This window comes from Mesorhizobium sp. BAC0120 (genome assembly GCF_033542235.1).
Classification (GTDB): domain Bacteria; phylum Pseudomonadota; class Alphaproteobacteria; order Rhizobiales; family Rhizobiaceae; genus JAWRCU01.
The window spans coordinates 36,572-55,074 of the sequence record NZ_JAWRCU010000023.1 but is presented as its reverse complement, the minus strand read 5'-3'; the positions used below and the strand labels follow the sequence as shown (position 1 = coordinate 55,074).

Here is an 18,503-nt window from a genome sequence, read left to right as displayed (position 1 = left end):
GGCACAGGCAGATGGCCGCTTCCGCTGCTCGCCGCGTTCAGGCGTCGCCTTTGACCACGCCTACGAACGGCAGTTCACGAAAAGCGTGGGCGACGTCCATGCCATAGCCGACCACGAAAGAATCAGGGCACTCGAAGCCGACGAAATCTGCCTCGAGGGCGGTCTGCCGCCGCGTCGTCTTGTCGAGCAAAACGGCGATGGCGACGCTTCTCGCGCCGCGGTCGAGCATCAGGTTGCGCGTATATTGCAGCGTCTTGCCCGATTCCAGAATGTCGTCGATCAGGAGAACGTCACGGCCGGCGACGTCGTTGTCGATGTCGCGCAGGATCTTCACCTCGCCGCTTACCGTCCCTTTGCCGTAGCTTGAGATGAAGATGAACTCGACCTCCGGCGACAGACCGGTGTCATGCATGGCCCGGATCAGGTCGGCCGCAAAGATGAACGAGCCCTTCAGAATCGAGATGACCAGCAGGTCGTGATAGTCGCGCGAGGCGACCTCCTTCGCGAGCTCGAGATTGCGCCTTGCGATCGCCGAAGCCGAGAACAGCACCTCGATATCCTTGCCCCTCACGATCGGCATTGCTCTACTCCTTGAACGCGACAGATATCGACTTCACTCCCTCCTTAGGCGCTTCGAACCGGCTGGAAAAGCTGATCTCGCCGCCGGCCCCGAGCGGATGCTGCGATGTCCCCAGATTGTAGCGCACAATGTGACCGTCATTGGCCGTGACACTGATCTCGATCGGGGGGAGAGCGCGATTTTGTGCACCGTCGTTGAGAGCCTTGCCGTCGACGAACAGGATCATGCGCCCGGCATGATCCTCGATGCGGGAGGTGACGCCGGAGATCCTCATAGGATTGGCCGGCTGGATCTGCGGCGCGCCGGGCATGAACGGGGCCTGTCGCAGCAGCGCATGCCCGCCGGAAACCCAGAATGCGCCGACCGCGACAGCCAGTCCGGCAGTCCAGAAGATCGGGCCGCCGCGCGCTGCGCTCGCAGCATCGCTCCGGCGCAGAGTGTCGAGGCCTTGCGCAGGTGGCACCACCGTGGCGATCGCGGGCTTGAGCGGCACGGCCGGCAGGCGTTCGGCCGGATCGGAGCGCAGCGTCTCGAATTCGGCATCTACCACATCGAGCGCGCGCGCGCCGGCCCTGGCGGGTTCCGTTGCGACAGTGCCTGCGGTCATGATTTCGCCGGAAACCGGGCGTGCGTTGCGCTCGTCTGACATGCGGCGACGCCCTCCTTCGGGTTCGTTTCTCAGGCGTAAACGAAAATGGTTAATCTTTCGCGACCAAAGGCTGGGCAAAGCCGGCCGGAATGGACGAAATTAACCCGCCATTAACCACGCCGGACCATGGTTCCAGGCTGCGGCGCGGACAGCATTTGCGTCGGGCGAAGGCTGCCGGAAAAGCCGCCAAAATCAGAAGACCGCCCAATGAAGGTCGCCCCAACAAGGTCGCTCCAGTGATCCGCTTCGAGAATGTAGGCCTGCGGTACGGGATGGGTCCGGAAATCCTCCGCGACATCTCCTTTCATATCCCGGAGCGCTCGTTCCAGTTTCTGAGCGGGCCTTCGGGCGCGGGCAAGACGACGCTGCTCCGGCTTTTGTTCCTGGCGCTCAAGCCGACTCGCGGGCTGGTCACCATCTTCGGCAAGGACCGCTCGCGCATCACCAAGCAGGAGCTGCCCCTGTTGCGGCGGCGGATCGGCGTGGTGTTCCAGGACTTCCGCTTGCTGGACCATATGACCACCTACGAGAATGTCGCGCTGCCGCTGCGCGTTCGTGGCCGCGAGGAGGCCAGCTACCGTTCCGACGTGACGGAACTGTTGCGATGGGTCGGCCTCGGCGAGCGCATGCATGTGTTGCCTCCGGTGCTGTCGGGCGGCGAGAAGCAGCGCGCCGCGATCGCCCGGGCGCTCATCGAACAGCCGGAGATACTGCTTGCCGACGAGCCGACCGGCAATGTCGATCCGCCGCTGGCGCGGCGGCTGCTCCGCCTCTTCATCGAGCTCAACCGGCTGGGGACGGCTGTCGTCATCGCCACCCACGACCTCGGCCTGATGGACCAGGTCGAGGCGCGCCGCATGGTTCTCAATGCGGGAAGGCTGGAAATTCATGATTGAGGAAGCCGAACACGCAGGCCAGGCGGCCGCCGAGGCCCCCCCGCCAAGACCGATGCCCGTGGCGCGGCCGCAGCGCAAGACCGCGCCGATCGTTCCCTCGCAGAACGTTGCGGGCCGCTCGCTGATCTCCGTCATCGCCATCATGACGTTCCTTTCCTGCCTGACGCTGGGGGGTGTGACCCTTGTCAGCAGTTCGGCAGTGATCTGGGAAAGCCAGATCTCGCGCGAAGCGACGATCCAGGTGAAGCCCGCTGACGGGGTCGACATGGACGCGGCGCTCGAAACCGTGTCGCGTATCGCCAGCGGCTTTGCCGGCGTGCGGAATGCCCACATCGTCGACCGGGAGGCCACGGCGCGGCTTCTGGAGCCGTGGCTCGGCGCTGGCCTCGATGTCGACGACCTGCCGGTGCCGCGGCTCGTCGTCATCACAATTGACGAGGATCACCCGCCCGATTTCGAGCAGATGCGGGCGATGATCACTCCCGAAGTGCCGACGGCGACCTTGGACGATCACCGCACCTGGGTCGACCGACTGGTCGCGATGGCGCGCACCACGGTGACGATCGGCATGGCGGTGCTGATCCTGATGCTTTCGGCGACGGTGCTCTCGGTGGTCTTCGCGACGCGCGGCGCGATGGCCGGCAACGGCCATATCATCGAGGTGCTGCATTTCGTCGGCGCCGAAGCGACCTTCATCGCGGCCGAATTCCGTCGCCATTTCCTAGTCACCGGCATGAAAGGGGCGATCGCCGGCGGCGCCGCAGCGGTGGTCGTCTTCATCGGTTTCTCCTGGTGGTCGTCGATGAATTTCGCCACGCCGGAAGGCGATCAGACCAGCGCGCTGTTCGGCAATTTCGCAATTGGGCTCAGCGGCTATCTCGGGGTGGCGCTGATCGTGCTGGTGATCGGGGCGCTGACCGCGATCACCTCGCACATCACGGTGGTGTCCTATCTCGCCGACATCGACATGCGCACGCCCGATGGAGGATAGGCGATGACGTTTCGGACCGCGGCACACGGACCCCGGCGTTTTCTTGCCCTCCACCCTGTTCTTTGGCGCAATTCGGGGTTATTCCTGTGGCCATGAAGGGACAGGATTTCCCGTTGTCGGCAAACGGCCGGCCGGGGAAGGGGAACAGTTTCAGCCAGTCGGCTTGGCGCCTGCGCACGGTCAACACCGTGAAATATGCGGCGATAATACTCTCGTTGCTTTGCGTGTCCTTCCTCGGCGGCTTCGCACTGTTTGCAGACCATGTCGGCAGCCTGGCCGCGCCCAAAGACATGGCCGCTGCCGACGCGATCATCGTGCTCACCGGTGGACAGTCGCGGATAGACGCCGCCCTCGACCTGCTGAAGTCCGGCAAGGGTGAAAGGCTGCTGATCAGCGGCGTCAACCCGACCGCGAGCCGCGAGGCGCTGCGCGCGGCGACCGGCGCCGACAGGCAGCTCTTCAGATGCTGCGTCGACATAGACAACGCCGCGCTGGACACGATCGGCAATGCCGAGGAGAGCGCCAAATGGGTCGAGGCACATGCCTATCAGAGCATTATCCTCGTCACCAACAACTACCACATGCCGCGAAGCCTGCTCGAGATGCACCGCCTGCTGCAGAAGGCCAGGCTAGAACCCTATCCTGTCGTGAACAGCCGGCTCGACAATGGCGGCTGGATGGGCAAGCCCGACGCGATCCGCGTGCTGCTGACCGAATACACGAAATATCTGGCGGCGATCCTGCGCGGCCTTGTCCAGCCCCCCAACGCCAAACCGGGCAATCTCACCGTGGTCGATGCGGCGGTCGCGGCCGGAGGCTGACGGCTGCGTGAGCCCGTTCGCGAAGCTTTCCTTTTTTTACGCATGGTGTAACCAACGGCGCCTGTCCATATTTCCGGCGCCGCCTCATGCTCGTTCTCCGTTCGCTCGTCTTCAACATCGCCTTTTACGCGAACCTGATCGCGCAGATGATCCTGTGGACGCCGCTCTACTTCCTCTGGCCGCGCCATAAGGCCTGGTTCGTCCCCAAACTCTGGGTGCGTAGCTCCCTCTGGCTGCACGAGAAGCTCGCCGGCACGAAGGTCGAGATTACCGGACAGGAGAACCTGCCTGAAGGCTCATATATCCTTGCGCCGAAGCACCAGTCCTTCTGGGATGCGATCGCCTTCCTCCCCTATATCGATGACGGGCTCTACATATTGAAGCGCGAGCTGATGTGGATCCCCTTCTTCGGCTGGTATATCGCCAAGATGCGCATGATCCCGGTCGACCGTGGCAGCCGCGCCAAGGCCCTGCGGGCCGTGGTGAGGGCCACCAAGGAAGAGCTTGCGCTGAACAGCCGCCAGCTCATCATCTATCCGGAAGGCACGCGCCGGCCGCCAGGCGCCGAGCCGGCCTATAAATACGGCATCGTCGAGCTCTATTCTCAGCTCGGCGTCCCCGTGGTGCCGGTCGCCCATGTCGCCGGGCTCTATTGGCCGCGCCGCGCCTTCCTGCGCTATCCCGGAACGATTCATGCACGCTTCTTGAAACCCATCCCGCCAGGGCTCAGCAAGGAGGAATTCATGGGCCGGCTGATCGGGGACACCGAGACCGCCTGCGACCAATTGCTGATCGAGGCAGCGCGTTCCGAGAATCCGCCCCGGCTCCCACCGACGGCAGTAAAGCGGCTGAGGGAGCTGGGCGTGGAGGTGGCAGGCTGACAAGCGAGCGCCGGCAAGGAAGTAGCCGGGACAGTTTAGTTTACTTTTTTCCGCAGAAAGGCCGTGGCGGCTCAAAGCTGGCGCAAGCGGAAAAAAGTAAACTGTCCCCCAGCGCCAAGCCGCGCGACGCAGCCCTACAACGCGCTCGCCGCGTCCAGCTCCGCAATATCAGCCGCGCTGAGCTTCAGCTCCGCGGCACGGATCAGGCTTTCGACTTGCGGCAGCGAGGTCGCGCTGGCGATCGGGGCGGTGACGCCCGGCCGCGCGATAATCCACGCAAGCGCTACCTCCGCCGGCTTGGCCGAATGCCGCCCCGAGACGGCGTCGAGCGCCTTGAGGATGCGAAAGCCGCGCTGATCGAGATATTGCTCGACCCCGCCGCCGCGCGGGCTTTTGCCAAGATCGGCCTTGCTGCGGTACTTGCCGCTCAGGAAGCCTTTGGCGAGGCCGTAATAGCTTATGACCCCGAGTTCCTCCCTTACGCAGAGGTCGCGCAACGGGCCGTCGAAGCTCGACCGGTCGTAGAGATTATATTCGGGCTGCAGCACCTCGTAGCGCGGCAGCGATTTCTGCGAAGCCACCTTGAGCGCCGTCTCAAGTTGGGAAGCATCGAGATTGGACGCCCCGATACTGCGGATTTTGCCCTGCTCGATCAGCTTCTGATAAGCCCCGAGCGTCTCGTCATAAGGAACGGTTGGATCCGGCCAGTGCGAAAGATAGAGGTCGATGACGTCGGTCTGCAGTCTTTTCAGCGACGCCTCGGATTCCTTTTCGATCCATGTAGCGGAAAGGTCCTTCTTGCCCTGCCCCATGTCAGAGCCGACCTTGGTGATGACGATGACCCTGTCGCGGTTCTTGCGGCTCTTCATCCAGTTGCCGATGATGGTCTCCGACTCCCCGCCTTTATTGCCGGGCACCCAGCGCGAATAGGCATCGGCCGTGTCGATCGCGTTGAATCCGGCATCGAAGAAGCGATCGAGCAGGTCGAAGGAGGTCTTCTCGTCGGCCGTCCAGCCGAACACATTGCCGCCGAGCACCAGCGGCGCGATTGCGAGGCCGGTCCGACCGAGACGCCGTTTTTCCATGACCATATCTCCGTGGAATCATGCGAGGAGGAAGCGGCCCGAACCTACTCGCCGCCCGCCTGAAGTTCAAACCGCCAATCCTCACGCTATCGTTAGAGCACGATCCCGGAGCGAAGGTCAGCGCAGCTAAACAGTCGGTGAGCTTCGGCGTCGCATCAGGCGCGGGTTCATGCTCCCTTAGACGACATTTCAGGGGCCGCTGCCGTATCTTCGTGCCGGTACGGGTGAAGCCTCTTCCCGGACGCGCGAGGCGACGCTCTCCAGCCAGTGATCGCGTATGCCGAGCGCTTCCAGATGGTTGACCGTGTTGAAGAGATATTCCTCGTTGCGGCCGGACTGGCCGACACCGCCGGATACGACCTGGGCAGCCTCCTCGACCGAGAGGCAGCCGGCATATTGTTTGTGCGTTCGGTCGACGACATAGCAGAGCGCCATAGCGCTCGCGCCGGTGTCGAGCCGCACAGGCAGCAGCCTTTCGAGATAGACGCTGGTGACGAGCTCGCGCTCGTGCAGGTAGGCGATCACCTCGTCGCGCAATTCGCCCGGCACGCGGAAAGCTAGCCCGATGCATGACCCGCCCCTGTCGAGGCCCAGCACCAGACCCGGCCGCGCCTCGGTGCCCCGATGCACCCAGGAGTAGACGCAGAGCGAGCGGCGAAACCCGAATAACCGCGCCCGCGCGGTCTCGACATGCGCAAAGCCTGGCCGCCACATCAGCGAACCGTATCCAAACACCCAAAAATCGCCCATATCGGCTAGCCAGTAGGATTGCGGCGGTCGCCGCGACATGGTGGTTTAGGACGGGGCGAATGGAGAAGGGGCGCCCCACTGCCCTAACTGTTTGTATTACCTCGTGATCTTGTCCCAAAATCTGCAGCTTTTGCTGCGTGACCTTGGGTTCGGGATCATCCGTTAGCGAGAACCATTGGATGGCGTCAAGCAAAGCGAAACCAAACTATAACCGCCGCTTCTTCTGGCTCACCGTCTTCATTGTGATCCTGTTCGGCGGCTACAGCATCGCCTGGTTCTATTTTGCGAACAGGCTGGAGACGACGGTCGCGACAGTCATTGCCTCGTTGAACCGTAACGGCACAGCGGCCGACTGCACGAAGCCCAGGGCGCGAGGCTTCCCGTTCCGCATAGGCTTGTTCTGCGACAGCGTGCGCTACGAAGATTCGCGGCAAGGTCTCACGGCATCCGCGGCCGCGTTCCGTTCCGCGGCGCAGGTCTACGATCCCCTCCATATCGTCGCGGAACTGGACAGCCCGGCCATGGTGACGGCGCCCAATATCGGCGCGCTCGGCTTCGATTGGGACAAGCTGCGCGCCAGCGTGCGGCTTGCGACCGACTTTCCCGAGCGCGTATCGACCGCAATCGACAAGCTTGCCGTGAAGGCGGCTGCAGGCGGTTCGGCGGCAAGCCTGTTCGGCGCCACCCATGTGGAAGTGCATGCGCGCCGCACTGATGGCGATCTCGACCTGGCCGCAAGCATCACCGATGCAGCGATTGATCCGACGCTGACGCAAGGGGTGCGCCTGCCGCCGTTCGCCGGCGCGGCCGACCTCACGATCGTGGGTGGCGTGAATCTCGTGCTGTCCGGAGAGAACAGCCTGCGCGGTCATTCCGGCACGATCCGGACATTCGACCTTTCCGCTGACACGCAGACCGGTCTCTCGCTATCCGGGCCGTTCTCGGTGGCCAATGACGGACTGCTGGATGCCGACCTGAAGGTCACGATTCACAACCCGAAAGCGCTTGCCGAGCACCTTGCGCAGGCTTTTCCGTCCAATGCCGATCAGATCAGGTCGAGCTTCGGCGGCCTTGCGGTACTCGGCAGCAACCCATCGCTGCCGCTGAAGGTAAAGGGGGGCAAGGCGACGCTCGGCTTCATCCCGCTCGGCGTGATCCCGCCTCTATAGCATGATCCCGAACCGAAGGTCAGCGACGCAAAAAAAGTTGCAGACCTTTCGGATAAGATCATGCGTCAAAACAAAGACTTAGAGCAGGATGAATGAATCCGATCCGATTCATCCTGCTCTATGATTTCTTCACCTGATCGAGGCCCTGCGGGTGCTCGACCGCCTGGCGGCCGAAATCGGGCGCGTCGATCTCCTGCCCCGCTTCGATGATCGACCGCCGTATGGCGCGCGTGCGGGTGAAGAGGTCGAATAGCTTGTCGCCATCGCCCCATCGGATCGCCCGCTGCAAAGACGACAGATCCTCCGAGAAGCGCGCCAGCATTTCGAGGATCGCGTCCCTGTTGTGCAGGCACACGTCGCGCCACATGGTCGGGTCAGAGGCGGCCAGGCGCGTGAAATCGCGGAAGCCGGAGGCCGAATATTTGATGACTTCCGTCTTGGTCACCGCTTGCAGGTCGTCGGCCGTCCCGACGATGTTGTAGGCAATGATGTGCGGCAGGTGCGACACGATGGCGAGCACCATGTCGTGATGCTCGGCATCCATGGTATCGATATTGGAGCCGCAACGGCGCCAGAACTCCGACAGGCGTTCGAGCGCTTCAGTGTCGGTGCCGGGCAGCGGCGTGAAGATGCACCAGCGGTTCTCGAAGAGATCGGCAAAGCCGGCGTCTGGTCCCGATTTCTCCGTGCCGGCCAGCGGATGGCCCGGAATGAAATGAACGCCTTCCGGCACGTGCGGCTCGACTTGCGCAATGACCGAACGCTTGGTCGAGCCGACATCGGTGAGGATCGCCCCCGGCTTGAGCGCCGGCGCTATGGCTTGAGCGACCTCGCCTGACGAGCCGACAGGGACCGAGATGATGATGAGGTCGGCCCCGCGCACGGCATCACCGGGGTCCACGAAATAGGAATCCCCGAGACGAAGCTCCTCGGCGCGCTTGAGCGTCGCTGCGCTGCGGGTCGAGATGGCGATGTGGCCGGCAAGCTTCTCGCGCCGCACGACGCGGGCAAGAGACGAGCCGATGAGGCCGATGCCTATGAGGGCGATTTTGTTGAAAAGAGGATCAGACAAGGGCTTGGACCGGTGTGGCATTGATGGAATGGCGGAGACGACCGCGCCCCTTCGCGCCCCCCTCTGTCCTGCCGGACATCTCCCCCACAAGGGGGGAGATTGGCCGGCCGCTTTGGTTTCGCCAACCGCCATCCTTGGAGATTGGCGAAATCATAGGTGAAGGCGCAATCTCCCCCCTTGTGGGGGAGATGTCCGGCAGGACAGAGGGGGGCGCGAAGGGGCGCGACATCTGTTCCGAACTCTCAATCAGCTCTTCAAGAATTCAGAAAGAGCCGAAATGACGCCACGATTGGCCTCTTCGGTGCCGACCGTCATGCGCAGGGCATTCGGAAAGCCGTAGGCCGAGACGCGCCGCAGGATATAGCCACGCTGGGTGAGATAATCGTCGGCCACTTCCGCCGTGTGCTTGCCGTCGTCCAGGAAATGAACGAGCACGAAATTGCCGACACTCGGAGTGACTCTCAGGCCGAGCGTGGTGAGCTCCGCCACCACCCAGGGCAGCCACTCGCTATTGTGCGCGACACTCGCCTCGACATGGTCCCGGTCGCCCATTGCGGCGACGCCAGCCTCGATCGCGGCGGCGTTGACGTTGAACGGCCCGCGCATGCGGTTCAGTGCATCTACGATATGGCCGGGCGCATAGACCCAGCCGATGCGCATCCCGCCTAGCCCATGCACCTTCGAGAAGGTGCGCGTCATAACGACGTTCTCGGACGACGAGACAAGCTCGATTCCGGCCTCGTAGTCGTTGCGGCGGACATATTCCGCGTAGGCCGCGTCGAGCAGCAGGAGCACGCTTTTCGGCAGCGCCGAATGCAGCCGGCGCACCTCCTCGAACGGGAGATAGGTGCCGGTCGGGTTGTTCGGGTTAGCAAGGAAGACGATCTTCGTTCTGTCGGTGACCGCCGCGAGGATGGCGTCGACATCGGCGCGCTCGTTGCTTTCCTTGGCCACGACCGGGACGGCGCTCGCCGCCTGGATGTAATTGCGATAGACGAGGAAGCCATGCTCGGTGATGATGCCCTCGTCGCCCGGCCCGAGATAGGTCTGCGCTAAAAGCCCGATGATTTCGTCGGAGCCGTTCGAGCAGACGATGTTGTCGGGATTGAGCCCATGCGCGGCGCCGATCGCCTGGCGCAGCCGCTGCGCCGAGCCGTCGGGATAAAACTCCATCTTGGCGGCAAGCTTCTTCACTGCCTCGATCGCCGCTGGCGAGGCGCCGAGCGGGTTCTCATTGGACGAGAGCTTATGGACCTTCGCGACACCGGCAGGCGCGGTGCTCTTGCCGGGCACGTAGGGTGCGATGTCCAGGACGCCGGTTTTCGGCAAGGGGCGCAACGGTTTGTTCACGGGAAGACTCTCTGTCAGGATGTGCGATGCGTCTAGCAAAGCTTCCTTGTTGACGCAAAGGTTTGGCGGCTCTAAATGTGCAGTGTTCCGTGGTGATTTGGCCGGTCGGCTTGCAGCCACGTTAAAGAAGTCGCTAAAGGACCGTAAGGCCCAGAGGCCATTTGGACCGGTTGCGACTTTCGCCGCCGGTTTTTTGTTGTTTAGAGCTTACGCATGCCTATCAAAATTCCCAATCAGCTTCCCGCCCACGACGTGCTCGTGCGCGAGGGCGTATCGGTGATGGACGAACGGACGGCGCTGCGGCAGGATATTCGTCCGCTGCAGATCGGGCTCTTGAACCTCATGCCCAACAAGATCCGCACGGAGACGCAGTTCGCACGGCTGATCGGCGCCACGCCCCTTCAGGTGGAACTGACCTTGGTGCGCATCGGCAATCACAAGGCCAAGAACACGCCGGAGGACCATCTCATCTCCTTCTACCAGACGTGGGAGGAGGTAGCGGGGCGCAGATTCGATGGGTTTATCGTGACCGGCGCGCCCATCGAGCTCCTGCCCTTCGAGGAGGTCACCTATTGGGACGAGCTGACGCGCATCTTCGATTGGACCACGTCCCACGTCCATTCCTCCTTCTTCATCTGCTGGGGAGCAATGGCGGCAGCCCGGTATTTCCATGGCGTTCCCAAACATACGCTTGAGAAAAAGGCCTTCGGCGTCTTCCGCCATCGCAACAACGCTCCGGCCTCGCCCTATCTCGCCGGCTTCTCGGACGACTTCGCCATTCCTGTTTCGCGCTGGACGGAGGTGCGAGCCGCCGACATTCCTGCCGGCTCGGGCCTGGAGATGCTCATGGATTCAGATGAAACCGGGCCCAGCCTGATTGCCGAAAAGACCGGCAACCGGCTCTATATGTTCAACCACATCGAATACGACTCCACGTCGCTCAAGGAAGAGTATGACCGCGACGTAGCCGCCGGCACGCCGATCGAGGTGCCGCACGGATATTTTCCCGAAGACAATCCAAGCCGGCCGCCGCTCAACCGCTGGCGCTCGCACGCACATCTGCTCTTCGGCAATTGGATCAACCAAGTCTACCAAACCGCGCCTTATGACGTGGAGAAGATTGGGAAGAATAGCGAATAGCGAATAGTGAATAGTGAATGGTGAATGGTGAATGGTGAATGGTGAATGACAGCAGCGGATTGCTGAGATAGAAGGCACTATTCACTATTCACTATTCACTATTCACTATTCGCTACTCGCCACTCGCTACTCACCATTCCCTGCCGCGCCGCCGCCCCGGCTGCGCCCTGCGGCGAAAGGACCGGCACGAAAACGCGGCGGGAGGCGCGCTGCGTGACAGGGATGCCCTGGTACAGCCGTTTCTGAGCCTCCACGATCACGACACCGGCAAATATCGGCCAGAACCGTCTGCCGGTCCGCTCGAGCAGGTGATGGAAGCGCATCACCCAGCGCCGCTTCGACGGCGGGAAGCAGAGAGCCTCGCTCCAGGAGCTTGGGGTGAAATTGGTTTCCCTGAGCAGTTCGGTGAGCTGCGCGCGAGAAAAAGGCCGACCTGTGCCGAAGGGCGTGTGCTCGAATCGTGCCCATACGCCACGCCGGTTCGGCACCACGATCACCACACGACCGCCGGGGGCGAGCACGCGCCAGATCTCCTTCAAGGTCTCGCGGGGGTTTTCGGAATGTTCGAGGAGGTGGACGAGCAGGATCCGGTCGATCGCGGAATCCGGTAGCGGCAGTTCCTCGTCGAACACCATCGCGGTCGTCGACGGGCCGCCGGGCGGCCAGCTCACCGCGCCTTGCGTGCCGGGCATGAAGGCAAAGACGCGTTCGGCGTCGTATCCGAATCGGTCGAGCCAGGGCAGCGCGTAACCCAGGCCGACCAGCCGCTCGTTGGGCAGATTCGCCCACACCTCCGCAAGGGCCACTGCGATCGCGCGCTCCGCCAGCCGGCCGATTAGCGATGCGTAGAAGGAGCGTAGATCGACGATGTCCGAGTTCATGAAGAGACGCTACAGCATGATCCCGAAAAGTTGCAGACTTTTCGGATAAGATCATGCTGCAGAAACCAAGCACCGTGATCCCGAACCGAAGGTCAGCGCAGCAAAAAGTTGCAGAGTTTTCGGATGAGATCATGCTGCAAAAACCAAATGTTAGACCAGGATGAACGACGGCTCTTCATCCCGCCCCGATTGTGAAGCTTGACGCGTTCAGGAAAGCGGGTAACAGCCAGGGTCGACCGCCCTATCGTCCGCCGCAAGAACAGGAGATCAGCGATGGCCGTCCGCATCGAGCAATTCATCTGCCGCAGCGACAATTTCGGCGTGCTTGTCCATGACGATGAAAGCGGCCGCACGCTCCTCGTCGACGCGCCGGAGGAGGCCCCGATCCAGGACGCGATCGCCCGCACGGGCTGGAAGCCGGACCTGCTCATCGTCACCCATCACCACGGCGATCATGTCGAGGCGAACCTCGCGCTGAAGCAGAAGCTGAACCTGACAATCATCGGCCCGAAAAAGGAGGCCGCGAAGATCCCCGGTATCGACGAGACGGTCGCCGAGGGCGACACCATCCCCTTCGGGCGCGAAAAGATCAGGGTGATGGAGACGCCCGGGCATACGGCCGGCCATGTCTCCTATCTCTTCCCCGATTCGGGCGTGCTGTTTGCCGCCGACACGTTGTTCGCCATCGGCTGCGGCCGCCTGCTCGAATGCAAACCGCCGGTGATGTTCGAATCGCTGAAACGACTCGCGGCGCTACCGCTCGAAACCAAGGTCTATTGCGGCCACGAATATACGCAAGCCAATGCGCGCTTCGCGCTTACCGTCGATCCGACGAACTCGGCGTTGAAGGAGCGCGCGGCCGAAGTCGACAGGCTGCGCGCTGAAAGCAAGATGACGCTGCCGACCACGATCGGGCTGGAACTTTCGACCAACCCGTTCCTGCGCTGGCACGACCCGGTGATCCGCCGCAATCTCGGAATGGAGAATGCGTCCGACGTGGAAGTCTTTGCGGAGATCCGCAAGCGCAAGGACGTATTCTGACTTCGAGCTGGCAGAGGCGGGATCGGAGCCTTACAGCGAGTAGGAAATAGCGAATAGCGAGTAGGGATTAGGAAACCTTCTAGGACCTGCTCACTGTCACCAAGTCTCCCTATTCGCTACTCACTATTCGCTACTCGCTCGTCGTCAGGCGCCCGCCCCGCTCGCTACCGCTGTGCGTTGGCCGAACAGCAGGTTCTTCGCGGCGAGCACCGCCCCACCCGTGATCAGCAGACAGGCGGCGAAGATGGTGAGGCTGGGCTCTGCAAAACCCGTTGCCATCAGCACCAGGGTGGAGATCAGGGGCGCGGCATAGCTGGCCGCGCCCAGCACCTGGATGTTGCCGCGCTTCACGCCGTGATCCCAGGCATAGAAGGCGGCGCCAACCGGCATCAGGCCGAGGCCGAGCACGGCCAGCCACTGTCCGGCGGTTTCAGGCAGCACGGTCTGTTCCAGCGCGAAATGGCAGATCAGCGAAAGCGCCGAGGTCGCGGCGCAAAACCATGTCACGACGCTGGTCGGCACCGCCGGAAAGCGTCGCGACAGCAGCGAATAGGCCGACCAGATGAAGGCGCAGACGCCAGCCATGGCGTAGCCGAAGGCATAACGGCTCTCGAAGGAGACGCCGCCACCCTTTGTGACGATGAGCATCGTACCGGCCAGGCCGAGAACCGCGCCGGCGACGTGATACCAGGCGAGCCTTTCGCCGGGCATCAGCGCCGAACCCAGCACGATGAAGAGCGGCCAGAGATAGGCGATCAGGCTTGCCTCTACGGCCGGCGCGTTACGCAAAGCGGTGAAGTAGAAGAAGTGATAGCCGAACAGCCCGGCGATTCCGATCAGCCAGACCTGGGCCGGGATTTTCGATCGTTCCTTCGGAGGCGATACCAGCCGCGCAACGAGCCCGACGCACGTACCGATGGCAAAGGTCATCGCCGAGAGCAGGAATGGCGGCACCGCGCCGGACGCCCCCGTGAAGAGCGCAAGCAGGGCCCACATGGCGACTGCCGAGAACCCGATCAGTGTCGCACGTCCCATACAGATGGTTCCCATCGGCACACGCCGCCCGTGAACGGCAGCGGGATCATGCGCTACCGCGATGCTTCGAGCCGCCTGGCGCGGATCGAGACGGTGCCGACCCTGGTGCTCACGCTCGCCTGAATTGGCGCATATATGCCGGTTTTGCCGAGCTCTGCAAACTTCACCAGAATTCGGCTCTTCGTCGAGAGATAGTTGAGCGACTTGTTGCCGCGATGATAGCCAGCGACTGGCTTGAAGCGACCGGCGCAGGTGACGGCATCGCCCTCATACCCACCGATCGAGACAGGCGCGATGTCGACGTAAGAGAGCTGCATGTCAGCGCGCAGTTCGCCGTCGAACGCCTTCGCCGTGTGATCGCAGACCGACCGCAGGTCCTTGGCCCTGATCAGAGTGGCGGTGAGTGGATCGAGCACCGCCTCCAGCTCCTTCGCGCCGACCGGCACCCAGTCGGCACGGCGTGGCGGCAAGGGCGGCGAGTTGGAGACCTTTACTACGTTGCCTTTGGCGAACTGCAGCGACGTCCTCTTCGACTTTTCGCCATAGACATAGTTGACGGAGTAGACCTCGGGCGACAGCTGGCCCTTGTCGATCCGGCCGGAGACCTTGGTTTTCGCGGTCGTATCGTAGAAAAAGCTCGCAAGCCCGTCGCTCTCCACGGAGCCGTCGACATCGTAGCGATCGGTTCCGATCCTGGTGACGAAGCTCGAGCGCGCAACGGTGAACCCGAAGAAGGTAACCGAATAGTCGGCCGAGAAGGTCTGCACGGGCTCGACGGCCGCTGTTGCCGAGAGCGGCAGCGCCAGTCCTGCGACAAAGGCTATTGCCGAAAGTCGAAATGCCATATGATGCTCTGTCGGCTGCCGATGCCGTGAATTCGAACGCTAGCCGCCAGCCTCATTTCCCTTCAAGAACGTTCCGTATGGCCGCATTCCGGCGGCTTTGTGGAAATCAAGGCGGCGCCCCGCCCGGCTTGACGCAGCCGGCAAATGTCACTATGGAACGCCGACTTTTCCCATAGGGCCGCCAAAGAATGCCGCGCGCCGATACGTTGCGGGCATATCGCTTTGGAATACGGCTTTGAACGATAAGGTACGTGAAAAATGTCGCGCGAATGTGAACTGACCGGCAAGGCGGTGCTGACCGGCAATAACGTCAGCCACGCCAACAACAAGACCAAGCGCCGCTTCCTGCCGAACCTCGTCAACGTGACGCTGATTTCAGAGGCGCTGAATCGCAATGTCAGGCTGCGCATTTCGGCCAACGCACTGCGTTCGGTCGAGCATCGCGGCGGTCTCGACGCCTTCTTGATCAAGGCCGACGCAGCCGAGCTCTCGCAGCGCGCCCGCCTGCTGAAGAAGCAGGTCGCCAAGAAGCTCGCCGAGCAGCCGGCAGCCTGATCGGCCGCTCCCGGCCTCGCCGGCTTCCAGAATTCCAAGTGTGAGTGGGTTTCTGCCGCCCGGCGCGATCAGCAAATCTGGGCGCCGGTTTTGCGTCCGGTCGCGCGCAAGCTGCTGAACTTGCGACCCCAACTGGTTCCATCACCCAGGATAAAAAAATGAATCGGCCCTCCGCCTATATCCCGTTTGTCGTCGCCATGGCGCTGGTCGTCGTGGCCTCCAATGTGCTCGTGCAGTTTCCGATGCAAGGCACACTTGGCGGCCTCGCGCTCGCGGATATTCTGACCTGGGGCGCATTCACCTACCCGTTCTCCTTCCTGATCACCGACCTTGCGAACCGTCGCTACGGCCCGCTCGTTGCGCGCCGCGTCGTCTTCGTCGGCTTCATGACGGCTGTGATCTGCTCGATCGTCTTTCCGCCATTGCTCCATCGTTTCGGGCTCGTCGAGTTCGAGACGGCTGCCGGCCGGCTGGTGCGCATCGCAGCAGCTTCGGGCACGGCTTTCCTGATCGGCCAGCTACTCGACGTGACGGTGTTCAATCATCTCAGGCGCCAGTCCTGGTGGCGGGCGCCGGTCTTTGCTTCGCTCGCAGGCTCGGTGCTAGACACGGCGATCTTCTTCTCGATAGCCTTTGCGGCGCTGTTCGCCTTTGTCGGCCCGGAGGACGCCTTCGCGCTGGAGAGCGCGCCGCTGTTCGGCGCGCTTTCCATGGAAGCGCCGCGCTGGGTGTCCTGGGCGCTCGGCGACCTGTCGGTAAAGCTCGCGATCGCGGTCTTCGCATTGATCCCCTATCGCCTGATTGCGGCCCGCTGGTCACAACCGCCGGCTGTCGCCGGCGCCTGAGACACTAAGCGGCGGATCTCCAGCTGCAACAACGATCGCAACGCAACTGTTCTTCGGCAAAGCTCTGCATCACCAATGCATACGGCCGCCCTGGACAAGGACACATAGCGGTGCGATGTCATTAAAAGGCTACCGTAGCCATTGATGCTGGTGAGCGGTGGGGCCTCGCCATTGCGCGAGAGATGGGTTTTCGCCTGCAAAAGAGGCTGAGCCATGAACACCCCCAGATTGCTGTCCGAAGCTTCCCTGCTGGCAGGGACCGCCATCACGTTCGCCTGCCTCGTCGGTAGCGCTTTCGCCCAGCAAGCGAGCCTGGAGAAGATCTCCAACATCGTGGTCATCTATGCGGAGAACCGCAGCTTCGATAATCTTTACGGCAGCTTTCCCGGCGCAAACGGACTTCACGTGGTCTCAGCGGATCAGGCGCAGCAACTCGATCGCGACGGCAAGGTGCTGAGCGAGCTGCCGCCGGTGTGGGGCGGTCTTACGGCCAAAGGCGTCATCCCAGCGATAGCCGAGCAGCAGTCGGCGCATCTGCCCAACGCCGTCTTCGCCATCGACGACCCGAACGGCTTCAACCAACCGATCTCAATCGCCACCCATGATCTCTGGCATCGCTTCTACCAGGAGCAGATGCAGATCGACGGTGGCAAGAACGACAAGTTCGTGGCCTGGGCCGATTCAGGTGGTCTGGTGATGGGCCACTATGACGGCTCGAAGCTGCCCATGTGGAAGGTGGCGCAAAAATACGTGCTCGCCGACAATTTCTTCCAGGGCGCCTTCGGCGGCTCTTTCCTCAACCACTTCGTGCTGATCTGCGCCTGCGCGCCGAGCTACCCCGATGCCGACAAGAGCCCGGCCAAGCCGACCATCGCGGCGGTGGACCAGGACGGCGTGACCTTGACGGTAGCCGCGGACTCGCCGAAGTCGGCGCTCGAAGGCATCCCGAAATTCGTGTCCGACGGCAATCTCACGCCCGATTTCTACGCCGTCAACACAATGCAGCCGCCTTACCAGCCTAGCGGCAACAAGCCGGCTGACGGCAGCGACCCCGCTTACGCCGATCCGGCCAAGCCGACCACTCTGCCGCCCCAGAAGATGGCCAATATCGGCGATCGTCTCACCCAGAAAGGCATTCCGTGGGCGTGGTATGCCGGTGCCTGGCAGGCTGCGCTCGACGGGAAGAACGCAACGCCGGTCCCGAATTTCCAATATCATCATCAGCCCTTCAACTATTTCGCCAATATGGCGCCTGGCACGCCGGCGCGCGCCGAGCATCTCAAGGACGGCGGCATGGACGGCGCCGCGTTCCTGGCCGATGTCGATGCCGGCAAGCTGCCTGCGGTCACGTTCTACAAGCCGCAAGGCAATCTCAACGAGCATGCCGGCTATACCGACGTCCTCTCCGGCGACCAGCACATCGCCGACGTCGTCTCGCATCTGGAAAAGAGCCCACAATGGCCGGGCATGGTGGTCATCGTCACCTATGACGAGAATGGCGGGTTCTGGGATCATGTAGCGCCGCCGAAGGCAGACCGCTTCGGCCCGGGTAACCGCATTCCGACGATCATCGTGTCGCCCTTCGCAAAGAAGGGCACGGTCGACCACACCGAATACGACACGACCTCGATCCTGCGGCTGATCACCGCGCGCTATCGACTGCCGATGCTGGATGGGCTCACCGCACGCGACGCGGCGCTGAGGGCCAACGGCCAACCGCCGCTCGGTGACCTCACCGCGGCGCTCGATCTTGGCGGTTAGCGCGGTCTGCAACTCGCTTTATGTCGGCGCTGCCCCTCACCCTCTCCCCGTGAAAAACGGGGAGAGGGGATTCTGAGACGTTGCCGCCCCCTCTCCCCGTCTTTTACGGGGAGAGGGTAAGGGTGAGGGGCAGCGCCAAGCTGAAAACTGAAGGTT

19 protein-coding genes and 1 riboswitch are annotated in these 18,503 nt (G+C 62.6%); of the genes, 10 read left to right on the top strand and 9 right to left on the bottom strand.

Going from position 1 to position 18,503, the window contains the following annotated elements; all coding sequences use genetic code 11:
* Positions 1 to 37: 37 nt before the first annotated feature.
* Positions 38 to 580, bottom strand: a complete 543-nt coding sequence (hpt, locus tag SAZ10_RS30530) for a hypoxanthine phosphoribosyltransferase (protein ID WP_318613245.1) — start codon at positions 578 to 580, stop codon at positions 38 to 40.
* Positions 581 to 584: 4 nt separating this feature from the next.
* The gene (locus tag SAZ10_RS30525; protein WP_318613244.1) at positions 585 to 1,229 is read right to left on the bottom strand and encodes a hypothetical protein; all 645 of its coding nucleotides are present in this window, start codon (positions 1,227 to 1,229) and stop codon (positions 585 to 587) included.
* Positions 1,230 to 1,465: 236 nt separating this feature from the next.
* Here SAZ10_RS30525 and ftsE point away from each other — a divergent pair, with 236 nt between their 5' ends.
* From ftsE to SAZ10_RS30505, 4 genes are all read left to right on the top strand, one after another.
* Positions 1,466 to 2,125, top strand: a complete 660-nt coding sequence (gene ftsE / locus SAZ10_RS30520; RefSeq protein ID WP_318613243.1) for a cell division ATP-binding protein FtsE — start codon at positions 1,466 to 1,468, stop codon at positions 2,123 to 2,125.
* Positions 2,118 to 3,116, top strand: coding sequence for a cell division protein FtsX (locus tag SAZ10_RS30515; RefSeq protein ID WP_412535330.1), 999 nt, complete (start codon positions 2,118 to 2,120; stop codon positions 3,114 to 3,116). The genes ftsE and SAZ10_RS30515 overlap by 8 nt, the downstream gene beginning before the upstream one ends.
* Positions 3,117 to 3,208: 92 nt before the next feature.
* Complete coding sequence (locus tag SAZ10_RS30510; RefSeq protein WP_412535331.1) at positions 3,209 to 3,937, top strand: YdcF family protein; 729 nt, start codon at positions 3,209 to 3,211, stop codon at positions 3,935 to 3,937.
* Between the two features lie 86 nt (positions 3,938 to 4,023).
* Positions 4,024 to 4,818: a 1-acyl-sn-glycerol-3-phosphate acyltransferase gene (locus SAZ10_RS30505; protein WP_318613241.1), complete on the top strand. Its 795-nt coding sequence runs from the start codon at positions 4,024 to 4,026 to the stop codon at positions 4,816 to 4,818.
* Positions 4,819 to 4,952: 134 nt separating this feature from the next.
* Here SAZ10_RS30505 and SAZ10_RS30500 read toward each other — a convergent pair whose 3' ends face one another.
* Positions 4,953 to 5,903 (bottom strand): aldo/keto reductase, encoded by a 951-nt coding sequence (locus SAZ10_RS30500; RefSeq protein ID WP_318613240.1) that lies wholly within the window; start codon positions 5,901 to 5,903, stop codon positions 4,953 to 4,955.
* A 189-nt stretch (positions 5,904 to 6,092) separates the two neighbouring features.
* Complete coding sequence (locus SAZ10_RS30495; protein ID WP_318613239.1) at positions 6,093 to 6,653, bottom strand: gamma-glutamylcyclotransferase; 561 nt, start codon at positions 6,651 to 6,653, stop codon at positions 6,093 to 6,095.
* A gap of 179 nt (positions 6,654 to 6,832) precedes the next feature.
* Here SAZ10_RS30495 and SAZ10_RS30490 point away from each other — a divergent pair, with 179 nt between their 5' ends.
* Complete coding sequence (locus SAZ10_RS30490; protein WP_318613238.1) at positions 6,833 to 7,822, top strand: DUF2125 domain-containing protein; 990 nt, start codon at positions 6,833 to 6,835, stop codon at positions 7,820 to 7,822.
* A gap of 118 nt (positions 7,823 to 7,940) precedes the next feature.
* Here SAZ10_RS30490 and SAZ10_RS30485 read toward each other — a convergent pair whose 3' ends face one another.
* Both SAZ10_RS30485 and hisC read right to left on the bottom strand, forming a co-directional pair.
* Entirely contained in the window at positions 7,941 to 8,915 is a 975-nt protein-coding gene (locus tag SAZ10_RS30485; protein ID WP_412535329.1) for a prephenate/arogenate dehydrogenase family protein, read from the bottom strand.
* Positions 8,916 to 9,140: 225 nt separating this feature from the next.
* Positions 9,141 to 10,244 carry a histidinol-phosphate transaminase gene (hisC, locus tag SAZ10_RS30480; RefSeq protein WP_318613236.1) on the bottom strand — a complete coding sequence of 368 codons (1,104 nt, stop codon included), beginning with the start codon at positions 10,242 to 10,244 and terminating at the stop codon, positions 9,141 to 9,143.
* Positions 10,245 to 10,323: 79 nt separating this feature from the next.
* Positions 10,324 to 10,401: riboswitch (SAM riboswitch) on the top strand.
* Between the two features lie 56 nt (positions 10,402 to 10,457).
* On the opposite strand from hisC, the gene metA reads away from it, so the two are divergent.
* Positions 10,458 to 11,384, top strand: coding sequence for a homoserine O-acetyltransferase MetA (gene metA / locus SAZ10_RS30475; RefSeq protein WP_318613235.1), 927 nt, complete (start codon positions 10,458 to 10,460; stop codon positions 11,382 to 11,384).
* Between the two features lie 98 nt (positions 11,385 to 11,482).
* Here the strand turns inward: metA and SAZ10_RS30470 are convergent, their stop codons facing one another.
* Positions 11,483 to 12,265, bottom strand: coding sequence for a class I SAM-dependent methyltransferase (locus SAZ10_RS30470; RefSeq protein ID WP_318613233.1), 783 nt, complete (start codon positions 12,263 to 12,265; stop codon positions 11,483 to 11,485).
* 273 nt (positions 12,266 to 12,538) lie between these two features.
* Between SAZ10_RS30470 and gloB the strand changes: the two genes are divergently transcribed.
* Entirely contained in the window at positions 12,539 to 13,306 is a 768-nt protein-coding gene (gene gloB / locus SAZ10_RS30465) for a hydroxyacylglutathione hydrolase (protein WP_318613232.1), read from the top strand.
* 144 nt (positions 13,307 to 13,450) lie between these two features.
* Here the strand turns inward: gloB and SAZ10_RS30460 are convergent, their stop codons facing one another.
* Together SAZ10_RS30460 and SAZ10_RS30455 are read right to left on the bottom strand one after the other, a co-directional pair.
* Positions 13,451 to 14,341, bottom strand: a complete 891-nt coding sequence (locus SAZ10_RS30460; RefSeq protein ID WP_318613231.1) for a DMT family transporter — start codon at positions 14,339 to 14,341, stop codon at positions 13,451 to 13,453.
* 53 nt (positions 14,342 to 14,394) lie between these two features.
* A complete protein-coding gene (locus tag SAZ10_RS30455) occupies positions 14,395 to 15,186 on the bottom strand; it encodes a DUF3108 domain-containing protein (protein WP_318613230.1) in 792 nt (263 codons plus the stop codon).
* 258 nt (positions 15,187 to 15,444) lie between these two features.
* Between SAZ10_RS30455 and rpmB the strand changes: the two genes are divergently transcribed.
* The 3 genes from rpmB (at position 15,445) to SAZ10_RS30440 (ending at position 18,347) form a co-directional block, all read left to right on the top strand.
* Positions 15,445 to 15,741: a 50S ribosomal protein L28 gene (gene rpmB, locus SAZ10_RS30450; protein WP_318613229.1), complete on the top strand. Its 297-nt coding sequence runs from the start codon at positions 15,445 to 15,447 to the stop codon at positions 15,739 to 15,741.
* Positions 15,742 to 15,899: 158 nt separating this feature from the next.
* The gene (locus SAZ10_RS30445; RefSeq protein ID WP_318613228.1) at positions 15,900 to 16,586 is read left to right on the top strand and encodes a queuosine precursor transporter; all 687 of its coding nucleotides are present in this window, start codon (positions 15,900 to 15,902) and stop codon (positions 16,584 to 16,586) included.
* A 213-nt stretch (positions 16,587 to 16,799) separates the two neighbouring features.
* Entirely contained in the window at positions 16,800 to 18,347 is a 1,548-nt protein-coding gene (locus SAZ10_RS30440; protein ID WP_318613227.1) for an acid phosphatase, read from the top strand.
* The last annotated feature ends 156 nt before the right edge of the window (positions 18,348 to 18,503 follow it).

Bases quoted from the DNA above. Each gene is read 5' to 3' on its own strand.
- gloB (WP_318613232.1), top strand. From the start codon at position 12,539: ATGGCCGTCCGCATCGAGCAATTCATCTGCCGCAGCGACAATTTCGGC.
- SAZ10_RS30460 (WP_318613231.1), bottom strand. From the start codon at position 14,341: ATGGGACGTGCGACACTGATCGGGTTCTCGGCAGTCGCCATGTGGGCC.
- SAZ10_RS30510 (WP_412535331.1), top strand. From the start codon at position 3,209: ATGAAGGGACAGGATTTCCCGTTGTCGGCAAACGGCCGGCCGGGGAAG.
- SAZ10_RS30440 (WP_318613227.1), top strand. From the start codon at position 16,800: ATGAACACCCCCAGATTGCTGTCCGAAGCTTCCCTGCTGGCAGGGACC.
- SAZ10_RS30505 (WP_318613241.1), top strand. From the start codon at position 4,024: ATGCTCGTTCTCCGTTCGCTCGTCTTCAACATCGCCTTTTACGCGAAC.
- SAZ10_RS30490 (WP_318613238.1), top strand. From the start codon at position 6,833: ATGGCGTCAAGCAAAGCGAAACCAAACTATAACCGCCGCTTCTTCTGG.
- SAZ10_RS30500 (WP_318613240.1), bottom strand. From the start codon at position 5,903: ATGGAAAAACGGCGTCTCGGTCGGACCGGCCTCGCAATCGCGCCGCTG.
- metA (WP_318613235.1), top strand. From the start codon at position 10,458: ATGCCTATCAAAATTCCCAATCAGCTTCCCGCCCACGACGTGCTCGTG.
- SAZ10_RS30525 (WP_318613244.1), bottom strand. From the start codon at position 1,229: ATGTCAGACGAGCGCAACGCACGCCCGGTTTCCGGCGAAATCATGACC.
- SAZ10_RS30445 (WP_318613228.1), top strand. From the start codon at position 15,900: ATGAATCGGCCCTCCGCCTATATCCCGTTTGTCGTCGCCATGGCGCTG.
- SAZ10_RS30470 (WP_318613233.1), bottom strand. From the start codon at position 12,265: ATGAACTCGGACATCGTCGATCTACGCTCCTTCTACGCATCGCTAATC.
- SAZ10_RS30455 (WP_318613230.1), bottom strand. From the start codon at position 15,186: ATGGCATTTCGACTTTCGGCAATAGCCTTTGTCGCAGGACTGGCGCTG.
- hpt (WP_318613245.1), bottom strand. From the start codon at position 580: ATGCCGATCGTGAGGGGCAAGGATATCGAGGTGCTGTTCTCGGCTTCG.
- rpmB (WP_318613229.1), top strand. From the start codon at position 15,445: ATGTCGCGCGAATGTGAACTGACCGGCAAGGCGGTGCTGACCGGCAAT.
- SAZ10_RS30495 (WP_318613239.1), bottom strand. From the start codon at position 6,653: ATGGGCGATTTTTGGGTGTTTGGATACGGTTCGCTGATGTGGCGGCCA.
- SAZ10_RS30515 (WP_412535330.1), top strand. From the start codon at position 2,118: ATGATTGAGGAAGCCGAACACGCAGGCCAGGCGGCCGCCGAGGCCCCC.
- SAZ10_RS30485 (WP_412535329.1), bottom strand. From the start codon at position 8,915: ATGCCACACCGGTCCAAGCCCTTGTCTGATCCTCTTTTCAACAAAATC.